The organism is Streptomyces sp. L-9-10 (assembly GCF_004151105.1).
Lineage (GTDB): Bacteria > Actinomycetota > Actinomycetes > Streptomycetales > Streptomycetaceae > Streptomyces.
Genome location: NZ_PHRF01000026.1, coordinates 59,970 through 75,747 on the forward strand (window position 1 = coordinate 59,970; position 15,778 = coordinate 75,747).

A 15,778-nucleotide genomic window follows, 5' to 3' on the forward strand; every position below is an offset into this window, starting at 1 on the left:
CCCAGGTTTCGCACGACGCGGACGCGCCGACGGACCCATTGGAAACTATGCCGTTACGGCCGGGTCAAGAAGATCGAGTCTCTTCGACGGAAGGGCGGAGCTGGACCGCGTGTCTCTGGACCGGGTGTCCGATGTCCCCGGCGGGGGCGCGTTTCGCGTCCCCACCGGGGCAGCCGTTCGGACGGGGGCAGGCGACTCCGGGGCCGACGGCCCTGGGTCAGGCGTAGAAGTTGCGCTGCCAGCGGTGCTTGGCGAGCAGGGTGAGCTGGTCGTCGGTGAGCAGGCGTCCGTCGCTCACGGCGGTGTTGCGCTCAACGTTCCGTACGGTGCGCATGCCGGGGATGACGGTGGAGACGGCCGGTGCGCTGAGGACGTACCGCAGTGCGGTTTCCGCGATCTCGTCGGGGGCGATGCCCAGCTCGGTGGTGATCGCGTTGACGTGCTGCTCGACCTGGGCGGGACGGTCGTCGCGGAAGTAGCGGCCGCGGAAGTCGCCGTCGAGGAAGGTGGTTCCGGCTGTGATGCGTCCCGTCAGGCCTCCTTCGTCGAGGGCCACCCGGACGATCACGCCGACTCCGTTTTCCTGGCAGGCGGGAAGCAGGGTGTCGGCCGGGGCCTGGTCGAAGATGTTGTAGATGACCTGCACGGTGTCCACCACGCCGCTGCGGACAAGGGCGAGGGCGTTGTCGGGCTGGTGGTCGTTGATGGATACGCCGAACAGGCGGATCTTCCCTTGCTGCTTCAGCTCGGCGATGGTCTCCAGCCAGTCGCCGCGGCCGGCCCATTCGTCGCTCCAGACGTGGAACTGCAGTACGTCGAAGTGGTCCAGGCCGCTGACGCGCAGGCTGGTCTCCAGGCTGTCGCGGATATGCGCGCCGGGGAAGGTCTCCGCGGGGTCCAGCCCGTCGGGGGCCGGCCAGACGCGGTTCTTCGGGGGCACTTTGGTCGCCACGTACACCTGGTCACCGGCCCGCTCGCGGACCACCTGGCCCACGATCCGCTCGCTCTCGCCGTAACCGCGTGCGGTGTCGATGAAGTTCACGCCCTGGTCGATGGCGCGGTGCAGCGCGCGTACGGATTCGTCCTCCGTGGCGCCCACCCAGCCGGACTCGCCGATGCCCCAGGCTCCGTAGCCGATCTCGGACACCGACAGTCCACTGCGTCCCAGCTCGCGATAGCGCACAGTGCTCCTCCACATCATGATTGGTCAGGATGGTGAATCAGGCCGCTCGTTCCGCGGCGCTGCGTTCCACGCAGAATTCGTTGCCCTCCGGGTCCGCGAGGGTGACCCAGCCCGTGCCGTCGGGGCGGCGGTGGTCGTCCACGAGGGTGGCGCCGAGGGCGAGGAGGCGGTCCACCTCTTCGTCGCGGGTGCGGTCCTGGGGCTGGAGATCCAGGTGGACCCTGTTCTTGGCGGACTTGCCCTCGGGTACCTGGATGAACAGCAGCGTGCCGCCCTCTGACACGAGCAGTGCCTCCGAGTCGCCGGGCTGGTCGTCGTCCGCCAGGGAGGCGCCGAGGACCTTGCCCCAGAAGTTGCCCAGGGTGTACGTGTCGCCGCAGTCGATGGTGATGTGGCGTACCAGGGATGTCATGCGGTCACTCTGATTATTCCGGCCGTTTCTGTCCAGGTGATTCCGTGGTGCGAAAAGAGGTCGACCGGGCGGGTTGTCGCCGGTAGATGTGGAGCATGACCTCATCTCCTGAAGAGCTGTTGCCCAGTACACGTCGAGCTCTGTCGCATCGCATCGCCCGAGCTCAGGCCGAGGGCCGCGCTCCGTCACTGGTCGGTGCGGTGGCGCGGGAGGGGCGGATGGTGTGGACGGGGGCCCGTAGTTGCATGGAGGGGCATGCTCCGGACGCGGATACGCAGTACCGGATCGGGTCGATCACCAAGACGTTCACCGCCGTGCTGGTGCTGCGGCTGCGTGATGAGGGGCTGCTTGATCTGAATGACCCGCTGGAGAAGCACCTTCCGGGCACTGGGGTGGGCGAGGTCACGATCGCTCAGCTCCTGGGGCATAGCGCGGGGTTGAGCGCGGAGGCCCCGGCGCCCTGGTGGGAGCGGACACCGGGTTCGCTCCGCCCGGAGCTCGCGGACGTCCTCGGCGAGCGGCCCGTACTGCACCCTGCGGGGCGGCGCCACCACTACTCGAATCCGGGCTTCACGCTGCTCGGTTCACTGGTGGAGGCCGTGCGGGGGATGTCTTGGGAGGAGGCGCTGCGGCGTGAGGTCCTTGAGCCGTTGTCCATGGGCCGTACGTCCGCTCAGCCGGTGGCTCCGCACGCGGGTGGCTGGGCTGTGCATCCCTGGGCCGATGTGATGCTGCCGGAGCCGGTGGAGGACCTGGGGCTGATGGCCCCTGCCGGTCAGCTCTGGTCGACGGCCGCCGATCTCTGTCGCTTCGCGGTCTTCCTTTCGGAGGGGGACGAGAGGGTCCTGAGCGCGGAGTCCGTGCGGGAGCTGCGGACTCCGGCCGTCCCGCCCGCGGCCGGGGAGCGGAACGGCGGCTACGGGCTCGGGACGCAGCTTGTCTGGTGGGAGGACCGGACGCTCGTGGGGCATACGGGTTCGCTGCCCGGCTTTGTCGCCGGCCTGTGGGTCAGCGTGGAGGACGACGAGGCCGCGGTGGTGCTGGCCAATGCCACCTCGGGGCCGTATGCCGGGGCGGTCGCGGCCGATCTCATCGGCATTGTGGCGGACGCGGAGCCCCGCATCCCCGAACCGTGGCGTCCGCTGCCCGAGGCCGATCCGGAGCTGCTGGCTCTCACCGGGCCGTGGTACTGGGGCACGCAGCCCTTCGGGCTGAAGTGGTCCTCGGACCGGGGCCTGGAGCTGAACCCGCTACGGGGCGGCGGACGTGGTTCCCGCTTCGTGGTGCGGCCGGACGGCGACTGGAGAGGGCTCGATGGCTACTACGCGGGGGAGACCCTGCGGGTGGTGCGGCGCCCTGACGGCTCGGTGAGTCATCTCGACCTCGGGTCGTTCGTCTTCACGCGTGAGCCGTACGCGCCGGACGACGCGGTGCCCGGGGGTGTGGACGCGAAGGGCTGGCGCGGCCTCGGGGATCTCGGGGAGTAGGCCGACCATGATGTTTCACGTGAAACCGGGCATGCCGGTCAGTCGGCGGTAGAGCGCGTGCAGGCTCCGAAGCCGCACGCTCGGATCGCGGCTTCGGCTCCGTACGTGGAGGTGGACTACGCGCGGGTGCGGTCTCAGATGCTCATCTTGAAACCGACGTGTGAGGCGGTGAAGCCGAGCCGCTCGTAGAAGCGGTGGGCGTCGGTGCGGCTGGCGTCGGAGGTCAGCTGGACCAGCTGGCAGCCCCGGCGGCGGGATTCGTCGACCGCCCACTCGATGAAGCGGGTGCCGAGTCCGCTGCCGCGCTCGTCGGCGTGGACGCGTACGGCTTCGATGATGGAGCGGGTGGCGCCGCGCCGGGAGAGACCAGGGATGATCGTGAGCTGGAGCGTGCCGATGACCCGGCCGTCGCGTTCTGCCACCACCACGTGCTGGTTCGGGTCGCGGGCGAGTCGTTCGTAGGCCTCGGCGTACGGGGTGAGGTCGTCGAGGGACTCGCGCTGGGCGCCCAGCGGGTCGTCCGCGAGCATCGCCACGATGGCGGGGATGTCGTCGGCGGTGGCGGGCCGTATGTTCAGATCGCTCATGATCCGCAGCGTACGCCTGAGGTCGGCGGCAGGGCCCGGACGGATGCTTGTGGCCGGTCTCGGGGCTTCCGGTGGCCTGCACCGCGGCGCCGTGCGGCTTCCGGGCGGTCCGGCCGGCCGGGCAGGCTCAGCCGGTGGCCATGTTGAGCGGTGCGAACCGCCGGGACCGGTCGCCGGGCAGGTCCCGGCCGCCGTACGTCATGAGTGTGGTGAGGGTGACCGGCTTCAGATCATGGTCCTTGAGCCAGTTCAGGAGTTCCTTGTGGCGCAGGTCGATGACGGTACGTACGGGTCGCTCCGAGCCGTCGGCCAGTGAGGAGATCAGCGCTTTCGCGGTCTCGGTGTCCCGGGCGATCAGTGGGCCGATGACATCGGCGGCCGGTGTGGGCCAGACCGCCGCGTAGCCGATGAGGGTGGAGCCTTCTTCCGCGACTCTGAGCCGGTCGGCGAAGGCGGGGAGCCGCGCGATGAGGTGGGTGCGGTCTGCTCCGAAGACTTCGGTGTCCAGGCGTACGAGGGCCGGCAGGTCACCGGCGGCCGCGGGGCGGGTGGCGACCCGTGGTGGGTGTTCCGGTGACCGGAGGTGTCCGAGGAGCGTCTCGACCTCGCCGATGTCGGTGAACCCGAGCTTTTCGTAGAGCGGGCGTCCGAGCGGAGTGGCGTAGAGCGTGAGCGGGGTGTCCCCGGCCTCGTGCAGTGCGTGGTTCATGAGCCGCCGCCCGAGCCCTTGGCGGGCGTGCCGTCCGGCGACGAGCATCATGCCGATGGCCGCGAGTTCCGGACGGTCCGTGGGGCCGTACGAGGTGACGACGCAGACGGCGGCCAGTCCGTCGCCTGTCGGGTCGTCGATGCCGTATGCGGTGCTCGCCGCGAGCAGCAGGCCCCATTTGTGCTCCTCGCGTGCCCAGTCGCGGTCCTCGGCGAGGTCTGCGCAGGACTGGAGGTCGCTCATGGTCAGGCGGCGGATCGGCTGTGCGGAGAGCGGTGTCGGCATAAGGATCAGGCTGTCGGAGCCGATGATCGTTCGTCCACCGCTTTACGAGAAGTGATCCGACGGGCTGGAGCCATGCGCTGCAGACGCCTTCCGCGCCGTGTGAGTCCCCAGGGCTTGAGGACGGAGATCGCTGTCATGAAGAGATAGGCGCAGCTCGCCACGGTGGGTGCGGCGACGAGGCTGCTGTCGGGGAGTCCTGCGGCCGCGGCGTCGGTGATGCCCGGCCGCAGGGCGAAGACGGTTGCCGCGAGGGTGATCAGGGTGAGCCAGAACTTGGTCCACACCCAGCGGTGTCGGGCCAGACCCCAGGGGGTTCCGAGTGAGAGCAGGACTCCGCTGAGGAGGGCGAGCAGGGCGATGGGGATGATCAGCCAGTCGGCGAAGATCTTCATGGCGCGATAGGCGGCCTGTGTGGTGGCCGCGTCGTCGGTGAAGAAGGCGGTGATGCCGAGGGTGAGGAGGCCGAGGGTGAGTCCCAGCCAGCTCACGGATGTGGCGACATGCGTGACGAGAAGGGTCCGGCGCGCGGGCCGCTTGAGTTGTTTCACGTGAAACACGGTGCCTGGCGGCGGGGGTGTGGGGCGTCTGCCCGCGGGAGTAACCCGGCGTACTAACCTCGGCGTACATGGCGAGCGAACGCAGACTTCATCTCTTCGACCTCGATGGAACGCTGATCCGTGGTTCGGCGGCGGCCGTGGAGATTTCGCGGCAGCTGGGACTGGGGGACGAAATCGCTGAGCTGGAGCGTGAGTTCCTGTCGCTCGGGCTGGCGCCGGACGAGTTCGCGGTGCGGGCCCGGGAGCTGTGGGCGGAACTCACTACGGTGCAGGTGGCGGCGGCTTTCGAGGGTGCGCCTTGGCTGCTGGGTATCCGCGAGGTCTGGGCGGATATCCGGAAGCGGGGGGATTACTGCGCTGTTATCTCCTTGTCGCCCGACTTCTTTGTCGCGCGGCTGCTGGAGTGGGGTGCGCATGCCGCGCATGGTTCCCGCTGGCCGGTGCTGCCTTTCACCGAGCCGGTCGACCGGGCGGGCATTTTGAACCCCGCCGCCAAGGTGAAGATCGCGAACCGGCTCTGTGCAGAGTTCGGGGTGAGCCTGGACGACTGTGTCGCCTACGGTGATTCGATGTCGGACGCGGAGATCTTCGCCGCGGTGCCCCGGGCGGTGGCGGTGAATGCGGATCACCATCTGTCGGGGCTTGCCACACACACGTACACGGGGGGTGATCTGCGTGAGGTCTATGAACTGGTCCGCCTCCAGTGAACCGGTACGGCGGCGGCAGTAATACTCTGACCCGGAGGTGCCGCGGGAAACGCGGCCGGAATCCGGCGAATGAGCACAGGAGCGATGCAGCCTAACGGTAAATCCGGTGTGGATGCCCGGACTTCGCGCTCTTTGTCCCCTGTGGCGAGTTCGCCTGTCATGCTGCGTGTGCAGGCGTTGCGGACAATGTCGCACTCCTTCACCTTGTGCCCGAATTGGGGCTTCGGCGGAGGCTAACGTGAGGTGTCAACAGTCCTAGTCAGAGCGGGGAATTGCTAGCGTATTCCGGGCCAGCGGAAGTGCGCAGACCGACCGAAAGATGTTCGAGGCGAGGCACACCATGGACGCTCCGACCACCACGTCGGCCGACAACGGCACTTCTGGAGACGGCGGAGGAGGCGGTTGGTTCGCGCCCCGTCGGGCCCCGAAGAGCGAGGGCCGGCCGGACTCCGGGACCACGGGCGGCGCGGAGGAGGCAGCGGGCCGGGAGCGAATACCCGTCCCGAGTCGCTCACTTGCCTCCATACGCCCAGTGGGCTCCGGGGCGGCTCGTTCCGCTCCGCCTTCGCGCGAGGGCGCCGCGGGACATGAGGCACGGACGGATACGGCGGCCGGGCGGCAGCCGGGGCCCGTGGATGATGTTCCCGAGGCCTTCCGGCCGCGCGGCAAGGGGGTGCGCGGCGGGGACGGACCGGCTCCTCATCCGCCGGTCCACGAGGATCCTGTCGATCCCGCCACGGTCGCCGCGGACTCCGCCGTAGCCGCCGCTGATCCCGTCGCGGCGGCCGAGAGCGGCGCTGAACCGGCCTCCGCGGCCATGCCAGGAGAAGCGCGGCCAGGAGCGGTGGAGCCGGGTGCACCGGCCTCGCCCGCACCCGTGTCGGCCGCACTGCCTCCCGAGGTTCCGGCGCCGCAACCGTCCACCGCGGCCCCGGCCGCGCCCTCCGCTCCCGCGGACGACCCGAACGCTTCTCCGGACGCGGTCCTGGTCCGTCGTACGCTGGCCGAGATCGCTCCGGTCGCCGACCAGGTCACCTCGTACTTCTATTCGCTGCTCTTCGTCCGTCACCCGGATCTGCGCGCGCTGTTTCCCGTCGCCATGGACGCCCAGCGCGACCGGCTCCTCAAGGCGCTGCTGACCGCCGCCGAGCACATGGACTCCCCGGACGTGCTGACGGGCTATCTCCGGCAGCTGGGCCGGGGACACCGCAAGTACGGCACGCAGGCCGCGCACTATCCCGCCGTCGGCGAGGCGCTTCTGGGCGCGCTGTCCCGTTATGCCTCGGCCAGTTGGGACGACGAGACCGAGGGCGCCTGGGTCAGGACGTACACCACGATCTCGCAGATCATGATCGACGCGGCGGCGGAGAACGAGCGGCACGCGCCGGCGTGGTGGCAGGCCGAGGTGGTCTCGCACGATCTGCGCACGTCCGACATCGCTGTCGTCACGGTCCGCCCCGACCAGCCGTATCCGTTTGTGGCGGGGCAGTACACCAGCCTGGAGACGCCGTGGTGGCCGCGGGTCTGGCGGCACTACTCGTTCGCTTCCGCGCCCCGCCCGGACGGTCTGCTGTCCTTCCACGTGAAGGCGGTTCCGGCGGGCTGGGTCTCCAACGCGCTGGTCCATCACGCCCGTCCCGGGGACGTTCTGCGTCTCGGCCCGCCGGCCGGTTCGATGACGGTCGACCACAGCACGGACAACGGTCTGCTCTGCCTGGGCGGCGGTACGGGCATAGCGCCGATCAAGGCACTCGTCGAGGATGTCGCCGAGCACGGGCACCGGCGCCCGGTCGAGGTCTTCTACGGTGCGCGCCATGACGAGGATCTGTACGACATCGAGACGATGCTGCGGCTCCAGAGCGTGCATCCGTGGCTGGCGGTGCGTCCGGTGGTCGCCGAGGGGCCCAGCCAGGGGCTTACGGGGCGGCTTCCGGAGGCGGTGCGCGACTACGGTCCCTGGCACGAGTACGACGCGTATCTGTCGGGGCCGCCCGGGATGATCCGCAGCAGCCTCGACGCGCTCAAGGGATCCGGGATCCCGCTGGAGCGTATCCGTCACGACTCCCTCGAAGAGCTGGTGGCGGCGATCGGCTAGGCCCTGTCCCGCCGGACAGGGCCTGGGGCTCAGAACCCGGCGCCGCCGGGACCGGCCGGTGGTCTCAGCCCAGGTCGGGGGCGTGCATCGCGCGTACGCCCTCGATATTGCCGTCCAGGTAGTGCCGCAGTGACAGCGGTACGAGGTGGACGGCGGCGATCCCGACGCGGCTGAAGGGCACCCGGACGATCTCGTACTCGCCGTGGGGCTCCTCGATCTCGGGGCCGTGCCGCTGCGAGGGGTCCATCGACGCGAGGCGGCAGACGAAGAAGTGCTGCACTTTGACGCCGGTCACGCCGCCATCGGCGATGTGTTCCACGGTGTCGACGAAGCAGGGCACCACATCCATGACCTTGGCGCCGAGCTCTTCGTGGACTTCGCGGTGGAGTGCGTCGACGACGGTGGCGTCCGTCGGCTCCACTCCGCCGCCGGGGGTGAGCCAGTAGGGATCGACTCCCGGCTTGGTGCGTTTGATCAGGATCAGGTCGTCGCCGTCGAGCAGGACGGCGCGTGCGGTGCGCTTGACCACGGGCCTTTCGGTCATGGGAAGAGGTTCGCCCGGGATTCCCCTTCTGAAACTCCCGCCGGTTCTTCCCTTACCACTCCTCCGCTGCACGCAGCAGCCACTCGTGCGCCCGTGCGACGGGGGGCAGGGTGAGGGTGCCGGTGCGTACGACCAGGAAGTAGGTGCGCAGCGGGGGTACGGGCGGATCGAGCAGCGCGACCACCTCTCCGCGCTCCAGCGCTCCTTCGCAGAGGTAGCGGGGCAGTACGGCAAGCCCGGCGCCCGCCGCCGTGCATTCGAGGACGGCCCGCAGGTCGGGGGCGATCACGGTTCCGGCGGCGGCCGGCTGGGACTCGAAGACGCTCGCCCAGTAGCGGGAGACGAGCGGGAGGGACTCGTGCACTTCCACCACGGGCAGCTGTTCCAGCACCACCTGGCCCTCGCGCAGCACGTCGTGGCCCAGCCTGGCGGCCCAGCGGGGTGCGGCGATCAGTACGTGCTCCTCGTCGCAGAGCGGGGTCGAGGTGAGCAGTCCGCCGCGCGGCCGGGTGGTGGTGATGGCCAGATCGTGGTGTCCGGCGGCCAGCCCTTCCAGGGCCTCTTCGGGGTTGCCGAAGAACGAGGTGCGCAGGGCGAGGCCCTGGGTGGTGAGCGGGGTGAGCGCGGGCAGGGCGCGCAGGGAGGTGAACTCCGGTGGTCCGGCCAGGTGGAGTGTCCGTACGCCGGATTCCTCGTCTAGTCCCGTCTCGGCGATCTCGACGAGCGCGTCGAGATGGGGCGCGGCGCGCTGGGCGAGTTCGTCGCCGATGGTGGTGGGGGTGACGCCGCGCGCCTGGCGCAGGAAGAGCGGCCGGCCGAGCTGTCGTTCCAGGGTTCTGATCTGGCCGGTCACCGCAGGCTGGGAGAGGCCGAGCAGGGCTGCGGCGCGGGTGAAGGAGCCTGCGCGGTGCACGGTGACGAAGGTGCGCAGCAGGGCCAGGTCCATGTTCCCGCTCTCCCGTCTCGAGCCTCGGCCCCCGCGGCAACTCAGGACAGTCAACTATAAATAAGTCGATAGGTCGCTGTCGCTACTGTGATTGGACACTGACGCAGAGTCAACTAGCCTTGGGCAAATGGTTCTCCGCGCGTGGAACCTGGGACGGTCCGAGCCATGAGGGGGGAGGCTCGGACCGTCTGCCCGGAAGACCCGGAAGACCCGGTAGACCCGGAGAGCGCGCGCGGGGCGGAGCGGGGTCATGTCACAGAGACCTGTGCTCAGGGAGCCGCCTCGTCCAGGGCCCGCAGTACATCCGCGACCAGGTCTTCGGGATCCTCGGCCCCGACGGAGAAGCGGATGAAGCCTTCCGGTACGGCGTCGCCGCCCCATCGTCCGCGCCGTTCCGCCGTGGACCGTACGCCGCCGAAGCTCGTCGCGTCGTCGACCAGCCGCAGTCCGTCCAGGAAGCGTTCGGCCCACTCCCGGTCGGGGAGTACGAACGACACCACGGAGCCGAAGCGCCGCATCTGCTGGGAGGCGACGCGGTACGAGGGGTCGTCGGGCAGGCCGGGGTAGCGCAGCCCGTCGACGTCGGCGCGTGTCTCCAGCGCTCGCGCCAGCACCAGCGCGCCGGCGCACTGCCGGTCGACGCGCAGCTGGAGCGTGGCCAGTGAGCGGTGCGCGAGCCAGGCCTCCATCGGCCCGGGGATCGCCCCGACGACCTTGCGCCAGCGCCGTACGCCCGCCGCCAGTTCCGGATTCCCGCTGGTGACATGGCCGAGCAGGATGTCGCCGTGGCCGGTCATGCCCTTGGTGTCGCTGGCCACCGAGAAGTCCGCGCCCAGTTCCAGCGGTCGCTGGCCGAGCGGGGTGGCGAGGGTGTTGTCGACGGCGACCAGCGCGCCCGCGGCGTGCGCTTCCTTCACCATCCGCCGGATGTCGCAGACGTCCAGGCCGGGGTTGGACGGTGTCTCGATCCAGAGCAGCCGCGCCCCCTCCAGGACGCGCAGCTGGGCGTCCGCGCCGGTCGGCGCGGTCCGTACCGTCACGCCGTACGCCTCCAGGCGCTCCCGCAGCAGCGGCAGGGCCTGGTAGCCGTCGTCCGGCAGGACGATCACGTCACCGGCCCGCAGCTGGGAGAAGGCCACCGCCGAGATCGCGGCCATGCCGGAGGCGAAGACGACGGTCTCGGCCGGCTCCCCCGGTGCCTCCAGCTCGCTGATGGCGCGTTCGAGATGGGTCCAGGTCGGGTTCTCGTCCCGGCCGTAGGTGTACGGGCCCGTCGGCTCGCCCGGCAGGTGGTAGTGGGCGGCGAAGACCGGTCCTGGCAGGGTCGGTTCGTACTTCACGGGGTCGGGCAGCCCGGCCCGTACCGCTCGGGTGCCGTCCCCGATGCTCATGCCGTCTCCTCGCTCGCTCATGCCGCCTTCTCGATCGTGTTCCGTACGGTGACGAGCAGTCCTTCGCTCGCCGCCTCCACCGTCTCCAGGCACTCCTCGAACCCGGCGCTCCCGCCGTAGTACGGGTCGGGTACGCCGAAGCCGCCGGACGGTTCGCCCGAGAGCCCGAGGGAGGGATCCGGCGAGGGACCGAGGGACAGGTCGTAGGAGCGCAGCAGGCGCACCTTCGCCGCGTCCTCCGGCGTCGGCGCGAGCCGCCGCAGCTCACGCAGATGCCCTTCGTCCAGTGCGATCACCAGGTCGAGCCGCGGGAACCACGAGGCGTGGAACTGCCGTGCGGTGTGGTCGCTGCCGTAGCCGTGCGCGTCGAGGACGGCTACGGCGCGCGGGTCCGCGCTGTCGCCTTCGTGCCAGCCGTCGGTGCCCGCGCTGTCCACTTCGACCAGGCCGTCGAGGCCGGCTTCCGTCAGCCGTGCGCGGAAGACGGACTCGGCGATGGGCGAGCGGCAGATATTGCCCGTGCAGACGAAGCAGACGCGATAGGGAGAGGTCATGGGGCCGCTCAGTCCTTGCCGTCGGGGAGCACGACGTTCAGTGCCCACGACACGATCGAGATGATCAGGCCGCCGAGTACGGCTGTCCAGAAGCCGTCGACATGGAAGCCCAGGTCGAGTGTGTCCGCGAGCCACGAGGTCAGCAGCAGCATCAGGGCGTTGATCACCAGCGTGATCAGCCCGAGTGTGAGGATGAACAGCGGCAGTGTCAGCAACTGCACCACCGGCTTGACTATGAAGTTGATCAGACCGAAGAGCAGGGCGACGAGCACCAGCGTCAGGGCCTTCTTGCCGGTGCTGTCGCCGGTCAGGGTGATGCTCTGGATCAGCCAGATCGCGACTGCCAGGGCGCCCGCGTTGGCGATCGTCTTGACGAGGAAATTCTTCATGTGTCTGATCGTGGCATGAAGGCATTCCGACTGGATGAGCTGGAGGCGGAACGTGCCGCCAACGACGGGGCGTATCTGCAGTTTGTGCGGGAACGCAACATGTCTGTGGGGCTGTACGCGCTGGACGCCGGCGCGAGCGACCCGCAGCAGCCGCACCGGCAGGACGAGGTGTACTTCGTCGTGAGCGGCCGTGCCTCGCTCACCGTCGGGATGGAGACCACACAGGTCAGCCGGGGAAGTGTGGTGTACGTCCCGGCCGGAACCGCGCACAAGTTCCATCACATCAGCGAGGACCTGCGAGTGATGGTCGTGTTCTCCCCGCCCGAGGGCTGACCGCCGCCCGCGAGCTCTTCCGCCCTTTCTGTCCCCCCCTTCCATCCGCCCACCGCTTCCCCACCGTCCGTCCCGCTGCCTCGCCGTCCCCGTCCGTCCGCCTTCCGACCCTCAGGTCCGCCTCAGGGTCGGATCAGGGGAGATCGGGGGCCGCGGGGCCGCCACGCACGCCCCCTCGCCTCTAGCATCGAGGGAGCAAGACGGATACTCGGGCTTTTCGGCGAAGCGAGGTAAGGACGATGGCGGTTCGGGGCGTACTCTCAGGGCTTCCCTGGTGGGTGAAGTGGATCGCGGTTCCCGTGATCGTCCTCGTCGTGTTCGGCGGACTGATCACGACGGTCATCTCGATCGTGGTCGGCCTGCTCTTCAAGGTGCTGATCCTGGTGGCTCTGGTCGGCGGACTGGTCTATGTCGTACGGAAGTTCATGTCTTCCTCTTCCTCCTCGTCGCGCGGTGACTGGTAGAACTCGCCGCTCGAACGGCCGTTAGCCCGCGCGAGGGAAAGGTGAAGGGGAAAACATCCCTCGCCCCGGCCTGCCCTTAGAGTGGCAAACCACTGTCGCGCCCTGGGAAAACACCATCGAAGATCGCCCTGACCATTGGTTTGTGCGATTTTTCTGGGCGGGGCCTCAAGGTTCCTCGGATCCGTCTCGAGGTGCCTTCGGTCCTTCGGTTCCCTCAGGAGTGCGGCGGGCGCGCGGGGGCGGCCCCCGCGGGCGGGCTGTCGCCCGTCAGCACGCCTGGGGGTGACCTTTGGCCACAGCTACACGTACCGCAGCCCCAACTCTGATCGGTTCGGTACAGCGAGCGCTGCGACTGCTGGAGTCGGCGGCCTCCCATCCGGACGGGGCCCCCGCGAAGCAGCTCGCACGCGAGGCCGGTCTCCCGCTCCCCACCGCCTACCACCTGCTGCGCACGCTCACGCACGAGGGCTATCTCCGACGGGAGAGGGGCGTCTTCGTACTCGGCGACGCCGTACAGCGGCTGGCGCACGGCGACGGCCCGCAGAATCGTCGCAGCAAGATCACCGAATCGCTCGGCCGATGGCACGACGCGACCGGGGCCCCGGTGTACTTCGCGGTCTACGACAACGGTGAGATCGATCTCGTCTCCGTGGCGGACAGCCCCGCGGCCCCGGCGGTCGCCGACGGGGCGGATATCCGCGAGAGCGGCCACGCGCATGCGCTCGGGCAGTGTCTGCTCAGCCGGCTCGACGAGGAATCCCGCCGCGATCATCTGGACCGCTACCCCGTCCGCCCGCTCACGCCCTATTCCGTGCCCGACCGCGGGACGCTGCTGGAGCGCCTCGGGTCGCTGGGGCCCGCGGAGCCGGTGGTGGAGCGGCAGGAATACCGGCTCGGCACCGTCTACGCGGCCGTACCGATCGAGGCCGGAGCCGCTGCGGGCGCCGTGGCCATTTCCATACCACTCCATCAGCAGGAACAGCTGCTTCCGGCGGTCGAGCGGTTACGCAGAGAGATCGAATCGCTGGCGAACTCTCTCGCCGTCTCTATCAGTATCTGAAAAATTACTCCTTGTGATCTGCTAGCGCTTACAGCACGATTGCGTCAAGAGGGTCCATGGGATCATTCCCAGCCACTGCTTCATCTACTCCGGAGTACACGATGCGCGAGTCGGTCCAGGCCGAGGTCCTGATGAGCTTCCTCGTCTCCGAGGAGCTCTCGTTCCGAATCCCGGTGGAACTCCACTACGAGATGCGGGATCCCTACGCCGTGCGGATGACCTTCCATCTGCCCGGCGATGCCCCCGTGACCTGGACTTTCGGCCGCGAACTGCTGCTCGACGGAATCAACACGCCCAGTGGGGACGGCGATGTGCATATCGCGCCGACCACGCCGGAGGACCTCTCCGACGTCCATATGCGGCTCCAGGTCGGCGACGATCACGCGCTCTTCCGCGTCAGCGCGGCGCCGCTGGTGGCCTTCCTCGACCGTACGGACCGGTTGGTCCCGCTCGGTCAGGAGCGCACGCTCAGTGACTTCGAGGGCAATCTGGAGGAGGCGCTCGGACGCATCCTCGCCGAGGAGAACGCCGGCTGACCGCCCGTCCGGCCTCGCGCCATCACGGTCACTTCTTGCGCCGGCGTCCCCTGCCACCGAGCTTGCGGGTCAGCGCGTTCTGCGCCGGCAGCGAGGCGGCCGTCGTAGGACCCTGTTCAGCCGCTGAACCGTGTCCGGGCGCTGAACCCGGGCCGGCCGCTGCACCTGGGCCGGGGCCCGGTCCCGCAGGCGCCGGGTACGGTGCCGCGGCAGGCGCCTCCGGGGCGTGCCGGTCGGCGGAGACCACCAGCGCCGCCAGCGCTGTCGTGACCGGCACGGAGGCGACCAGCCCGATCGAACCCACCAGCGTACGGACGATCTCCTCCGCCACCAGCTCGCTGTTCGCGACCGTTCCCATGCTCGACTGCGCGATCGAGAAGAGCAGCAGCAGCGGCAGCGCCGCGCCCGCGTAGGCGAGGACGAGCGTATTGACCACCGAGGCGATATGGTCCCGGCCGATCCGGATGGCCGCCCGGTAGAGCGCGCGTGGTCCCATCGTCGGATCCGCCTGACGCAGCTCCCAGACCGCCGAGGTCTGGGTCACCGTCACATCGTCGAGCACGCCGAGCGAACCGATGATCACGCCCGCCAGCAGCAGACCGCTCATGTCGATCTCGGGATACAGGCCGTGGATCAGCCCGGTGTTGTCGTCGGTGTTGCCACTCAGGCTCGCCCAGCCGATGAAGACCGACCCCAGCAGCCCGATCAGCAGCAGCGAGATCAATGTGCCCAGGACCGCGACCGAGGTACGCGCCGTCAGCCCGTGGCAGAGATAGAGGGCGATCAGCATGATCGCGCTGGCGCCGATGACCGCCACGATCAGCGGATTCGATCCCTGCAGGATCGCGGGCAGGATGAAGAGCGTCAGAACGGCGAACGAGGCGATGAGCGCGACCAGCGCCATGACGCCGCGCATCCGTCCCACCACGACCACCACGAGCGCGAAGATCCCTGCCAGCAGTGTCAGGGGGAACTTACGGTCCACGTCCGTCACGGAGTACTGGAGATCCCGTGGCGCATCGGGTGCGTATGCCACCACGACGCCCTGTTTCACGTGAAACTGCCGCGGCGCGTCCGGCTGGACGACCTCGACGAAGGTCCGCCCCTTCTCCTTGCCGGTCGTGACCTCGACCGTGGCCTTCTTGCACTCCCCGGTCTCCGCCTGCTGCGCCTCACGCCCCTGGGGCTGCGTGGTGTCGCCGGTCGACGGGAGCTGGGAGGCGTTGACGTCCTTGCAGTCGACCCGTTCGATCCGTACGACCTGGCCCTGCTCCGTCTGCCGGTCGAAGCCCACTCCGGTGCGCTCGTGTGCCGGGGCACCGCCCGGCCAGAGCACGGCGAGTCCGACGGCCACGGCGGCCGCGAACGGAATCAGAACCGCCGCGATGACTTTGCGGAGGTGCTGGGAGACCGGAGCGGCCGGACCGTGGCTGTGCGAGTGGCCGTGCGCTTCGTGAGTCTGCTGGGGAGGGGTCACCGACCGATCATCGCAAGAAGGAAGGGGCCCTCTGTTCAGCACGCCGGATATGACGCTAGCGT

18 protein-coding genes are annotated in these 15,778 nt (G+C 69.2%); 7 read left to right on the plus strand and 11 right to left on the minus strand.

Translation table 11 applies throughout. The features are described 5' to 3' along the window. Positions 1-217: 217 nt before the first annotated feature. Complete coding sequence (locus CU044_RS05535; protein ID WP_129767311.1) at positions 218-1,183, minus strand: aldo/keto reductase; 966 nt, start codon at positions 1,181-1,183, stop codon at positions 218-220. Positions 1,184-1,220: 37 nt separating this feature from the next. Beyond that, positions 1,221-1,595: a VOC family protein gene (locus tag CU044_RS05540; protein ID WP_129767312.1), complete on the minus strand. Its 375-nt coding sequence runs from the start codon at positions 1,593-1,595 to the stop codon at positions 1,221-1,223. Positions 1,596-1,690: 95 nt separating this feature from the next. On the opposite strand from CU044_RS05540, the gene CU044_RS05545 reads away from it, so the two are divergent. Then, complete coding sequence (locus tag CU044_RS05545; RefSeq protein ID WP_129767313.1) at positions 1,691-3,082, plus strand: serine hydrolase domain-containing protein; 1,392 nt, start codon at positions 1,691-1,693, stop codon at positions 3,080-3,082. Positions 3,083-3,216: 134 nt separating this feature from the next. Here the strand turns inward: CU044_RS05545 and CU044_RS05550 are convergent, their stop codons facing one another. From CU044_RS05550 to CU044_RS05560, 3 genes are all read right to left on the minus strand, one after another. Further along, the gene (locus CU044_RS05550; protein WP_129767314.1) at positions 3,217-3,669 is read right to left on the minus strand and encodes a GNAT family N-acetyltransferase; all 453 of its coding nucleotides are present in this window, start codon (positions 3,667-3,669) and stop codon (positions 3,217-3,219) included. A 127-nt stretch (positions 3,670-3,796) separates the two neighbouring features. Next, positions 3,797-4,663 carry a GNAT family N-acetyltransferase gene (locus CU044_RS05555; RefSeq protein ID WP_129767315.1) on the minus strand — a complete coding sequence of 289 codons (867 nt, stop codon included), beginning with the start codon at positions 4,661-4,663 and terminating at the stop codon, positions 3,797-3,799. A gap of 5 nt (positions 4,664-4,668) precedes the next feature. Beyond that, on the minus strand, positions 4,669-5,211 hold the full coding sequence (locus tag CU044_RS05560; RefSeq protein ID WP_129767316.1) for a DUF2269 domain-containing protein: 543 nt from the start codon (positions 5,209-5,211) through the stop codon (positions 4,669-4,671). Between the two features lie 77 nt (positions 5,212-5,288). On the opposite strand from CU044_RS05560, the gene CU044_RS05565 reads away from it, so the two are divergent. After that, positions 5,289-5,927, plus strand: a complete 639-nt coding sequence (locus CU044_RS05565) for an HAD-IB family phosphatase (RefSeq protein WP_129767317.1) — start codon at positions 5,289-5,291, stop codon at positions 5,925-5,927. A gap of 340 nt (positions 5,928-6,267) precedes the next feature. Continuing rightward, a complete protein-coding gene (locus CU044_RS05570) occupies positions 6,268-8,022 on the plus strand; it encodes a globin domain-containing protein (RefSeq protein WP_129767318.1) in 1,755 nt (584 codons plus the stop codon). Positions 8,023-8,086: 64 nt separating this feature from the next. Here the strand turns inward: CU044_RS05570 and CU044_RS05575 are convergent, their stop codons facing one another. The 5 genes from CU044_RS05575 to CU044_RS05595 all read right to left on the minus strand — a co-directional run bounded on the left by CU044_RS05575 (position 8,087) and on the right by CU044_RS05595 (position 11,846). Beyond that, positions 8,087-8,566, minus strand: a complete 480-nt coding sequence (locus tag CU044_RS05575) for an NUDIX hydrolase (RefSeq protein ID WP_129767319.1) — start codon at positions 8,564-8,566, stop codon at positions 8,087-8,089. A gap of 52 nt (positions 8,567-8,618) precedes the next feature. After that, positions 8,619-9,512, minus strand: a complete 894-nt coding sequence (locus CU044_RS05580) for a LysR family transcriptional regulator (protein ID WP_129767320.1) — start codon at positions 9,510-9,512, stop codon at positions 8,619-8,621. Positions 9,513-9,781: 269 nt separating this feature from the next. Further along, the gene (locus tag CU044_RS05585) at positions 9,782-10,903 is read right to left on the minus strand and encodes a cystathionine gamma-lyase (RefSeq protein WP_129767321.1); all 1,122 of its coding nucleotides are present in this window, start codon (positions 10,901-10,903) and stop codon (positions 9,782-9,784) included. A 17-nt stretch (positions 10,904-10,920) separates the two neighbouring features. Continuing rightward, positions 10,921-11,457, minus strand: a complete 537-nt coding sequence (locus CU044_RS05590) for a low molecular weight protein-tyrosine-phosphatase (protein WP_129767322.1) — start codon at positions 11,455-11,457, stop codon at positions 10,921-10,923. An 8-nt stretch (positions 11,458-11,465) separates the two neighbouring features. Further along, positions 11,466-11,846 (minus strand): phage holin family protein, encoded by a 381-nt coding sequence (locus CU044_RS05595; protein WP_129767323.1) that lies wholly within the window; start codon positions 11,844-11,846, stop codon positions 11,466-11,468. Between the two features lie 15 nt (positions 11,847-11,861). Between CU044_RS05595 and CU044_RS05600 the strand changes: the two genes are divergently transcribed. From CU044_RS05600 to CU044_RS05615, 4 genes are all read left to right on the plus strand, one after another. Next, positions 11,862-12,179, plus strand: coding sequence for a cupin domain-containing protein (locus CU044_RS05600; protein WP_129767324.1), 318 nt, complete (start codon positions 11,862-11,864; stop codon positions 12,177-12,179). 239 nt (positions 12,180-12,418) lie between these two features. After that, entirely contained in the window at positions 12,419-12,643 is a 225-nt protein-coding gene (locus tag CU044_RS05605; RefSeq protein ID WP_129767325.1) for a DUF5326 family protein, read from the plus strand. 289 nt (positions 12,644-12,932) lie between these two features. Next, complete coding sequence (locus CU044_RS05610; RefSeq protein ID WP_129767326.1) at positions 12,933-13,703, plus strand: helix-turn-helix domain-containing protein; 771 nt, start codon at positions 12,933-12,935, stop codon at positions 13,701-13,703. A gap of 101 nt (positions 13,704-13,804) precedes the next feature. Next, the gene (locus tag CU044_RS05615) at positions 13,805-14,239 is read left to right on the plus strand and encodes an SsgA family sporulation/cell division regulator (RefSeq protein WP_129767327.1); all 435 of its coding nucleotides are present in this window, start codon (positions 13,805-13,807) and stop codon (positions 14,237-14,239) included. Between the two features lie 28 nt (positions 14,240-14,267). Here CU044_RS05615 and CU044_RS05620 read toward each other — a convergent pair whose 3' ends face one another. Next, positions 14,268-15,716: a YibE/F family protein gene (locus tag CU044_RS05620; RefSeq protein ID WP_129767328.1), complete on the minus strand. Its 1,449-nt coding sequence runs from the start codon at positions 15,714-15,716 to the stop codon at positions 14,268-14,270. Between the last annotated feature and the right edge of the window lie 62 nt (positions 15,717-15,778).

Coding starts and splice junctions, on each gene's coding strand:
- CU044_RS05585 (WP_129767321.1), bottom strand. CDS start 10,903: ATGAGCATCGGGGACGGCACCCGAGCGGTACGGGCCGGGCTGCCCGAC.
- CU044_RS05540 (WP_129767312.1), bottom strand. CDS start 1,595: ATGACATCCCTGGTACGCCACATCACCATCGACTGCGGCGACACGTAC.
- CU044_RS05605 (WP_129767325.1), top strand. CDS start 12,419: ATGGCGGTTCGGGGCGTACTCTCAGGGCTTCCCTGGTGGGTGAAGTGG.
- CU044_RS05615 (WP_129767327.1), top strand. CDS start 13,805: ATGCGCGAGTCGGTCCAGGCCGAGGTCCTGATGAGCTTCCTCGTCTCC.
- CU044_RS05550 (WP_129767314.1), bottom strand. CDS start 3,669: ATGAGCGATCTGAACATACGGCCCGCCACCGCCGACGACATCCCCGCC.
- CU044_RS05590 (WP_129767322.1), bottom strand. CDS start 11,457: ATGACCTCTCCCTATCGCGTCTGCTTCGTCTGCACGGGCAATATCTGC.
- CU044_RS05545 (WP_129767313.1), top strand. CDS start 1,691: ATGACCTCATCTCCTGAAGAGCTGTTGCCCAGTACACGTCGAGCTCTG.
- CU044_RS05570 (WP_129767318.1), top strand. CDS start 6,268: ATGGACGCTCCGACCACCACGTCGGCCGACAACGGCACTTCTGGAGAC.
- CU044_RS05565 (WP_129767317.1), top strand. CDS start 5,289: ATGGCGAGCGAACGCAGACTTCATCTCTTCGACCTCGATGGAACGCTG.
- CU044_RS05600 (WP_129767324.1), top strand. CDS start 11,862: ATGAAGGCATTCCGACTGGATGAGCTGGAGGCGGAACGTGCCGCCAAC.
- CU044_RS05580 (WP_129767320.1), bottom strand. CDS start 9,512: ATGGACCTGGCCCTGCTGCGCACCTTCGTCACCGTGCACCGCGCAGGC.
- CU044_RS05575 (WP_129767319.1), bottom strand. CDS start 8,566: ATGACCGAAAGGCCCGTGGTCAAGCGCACCGCACGCGCCGTCCTGCTC.
- CU044_RS05595 (WP_129767323.1), bottom strand. CDS start 11,846: ATGAAGAATTTCCTCGTCAAGACGATCGCCAACGCGGGCGCCCTGGCA.
- CU044_RS05555 (WP_129767315.1), bottom strand. CDS start 4,663: ATGCCGACACCGCTCTCCGCACAGCCGATCCGCCGCCTGACCATGAGC.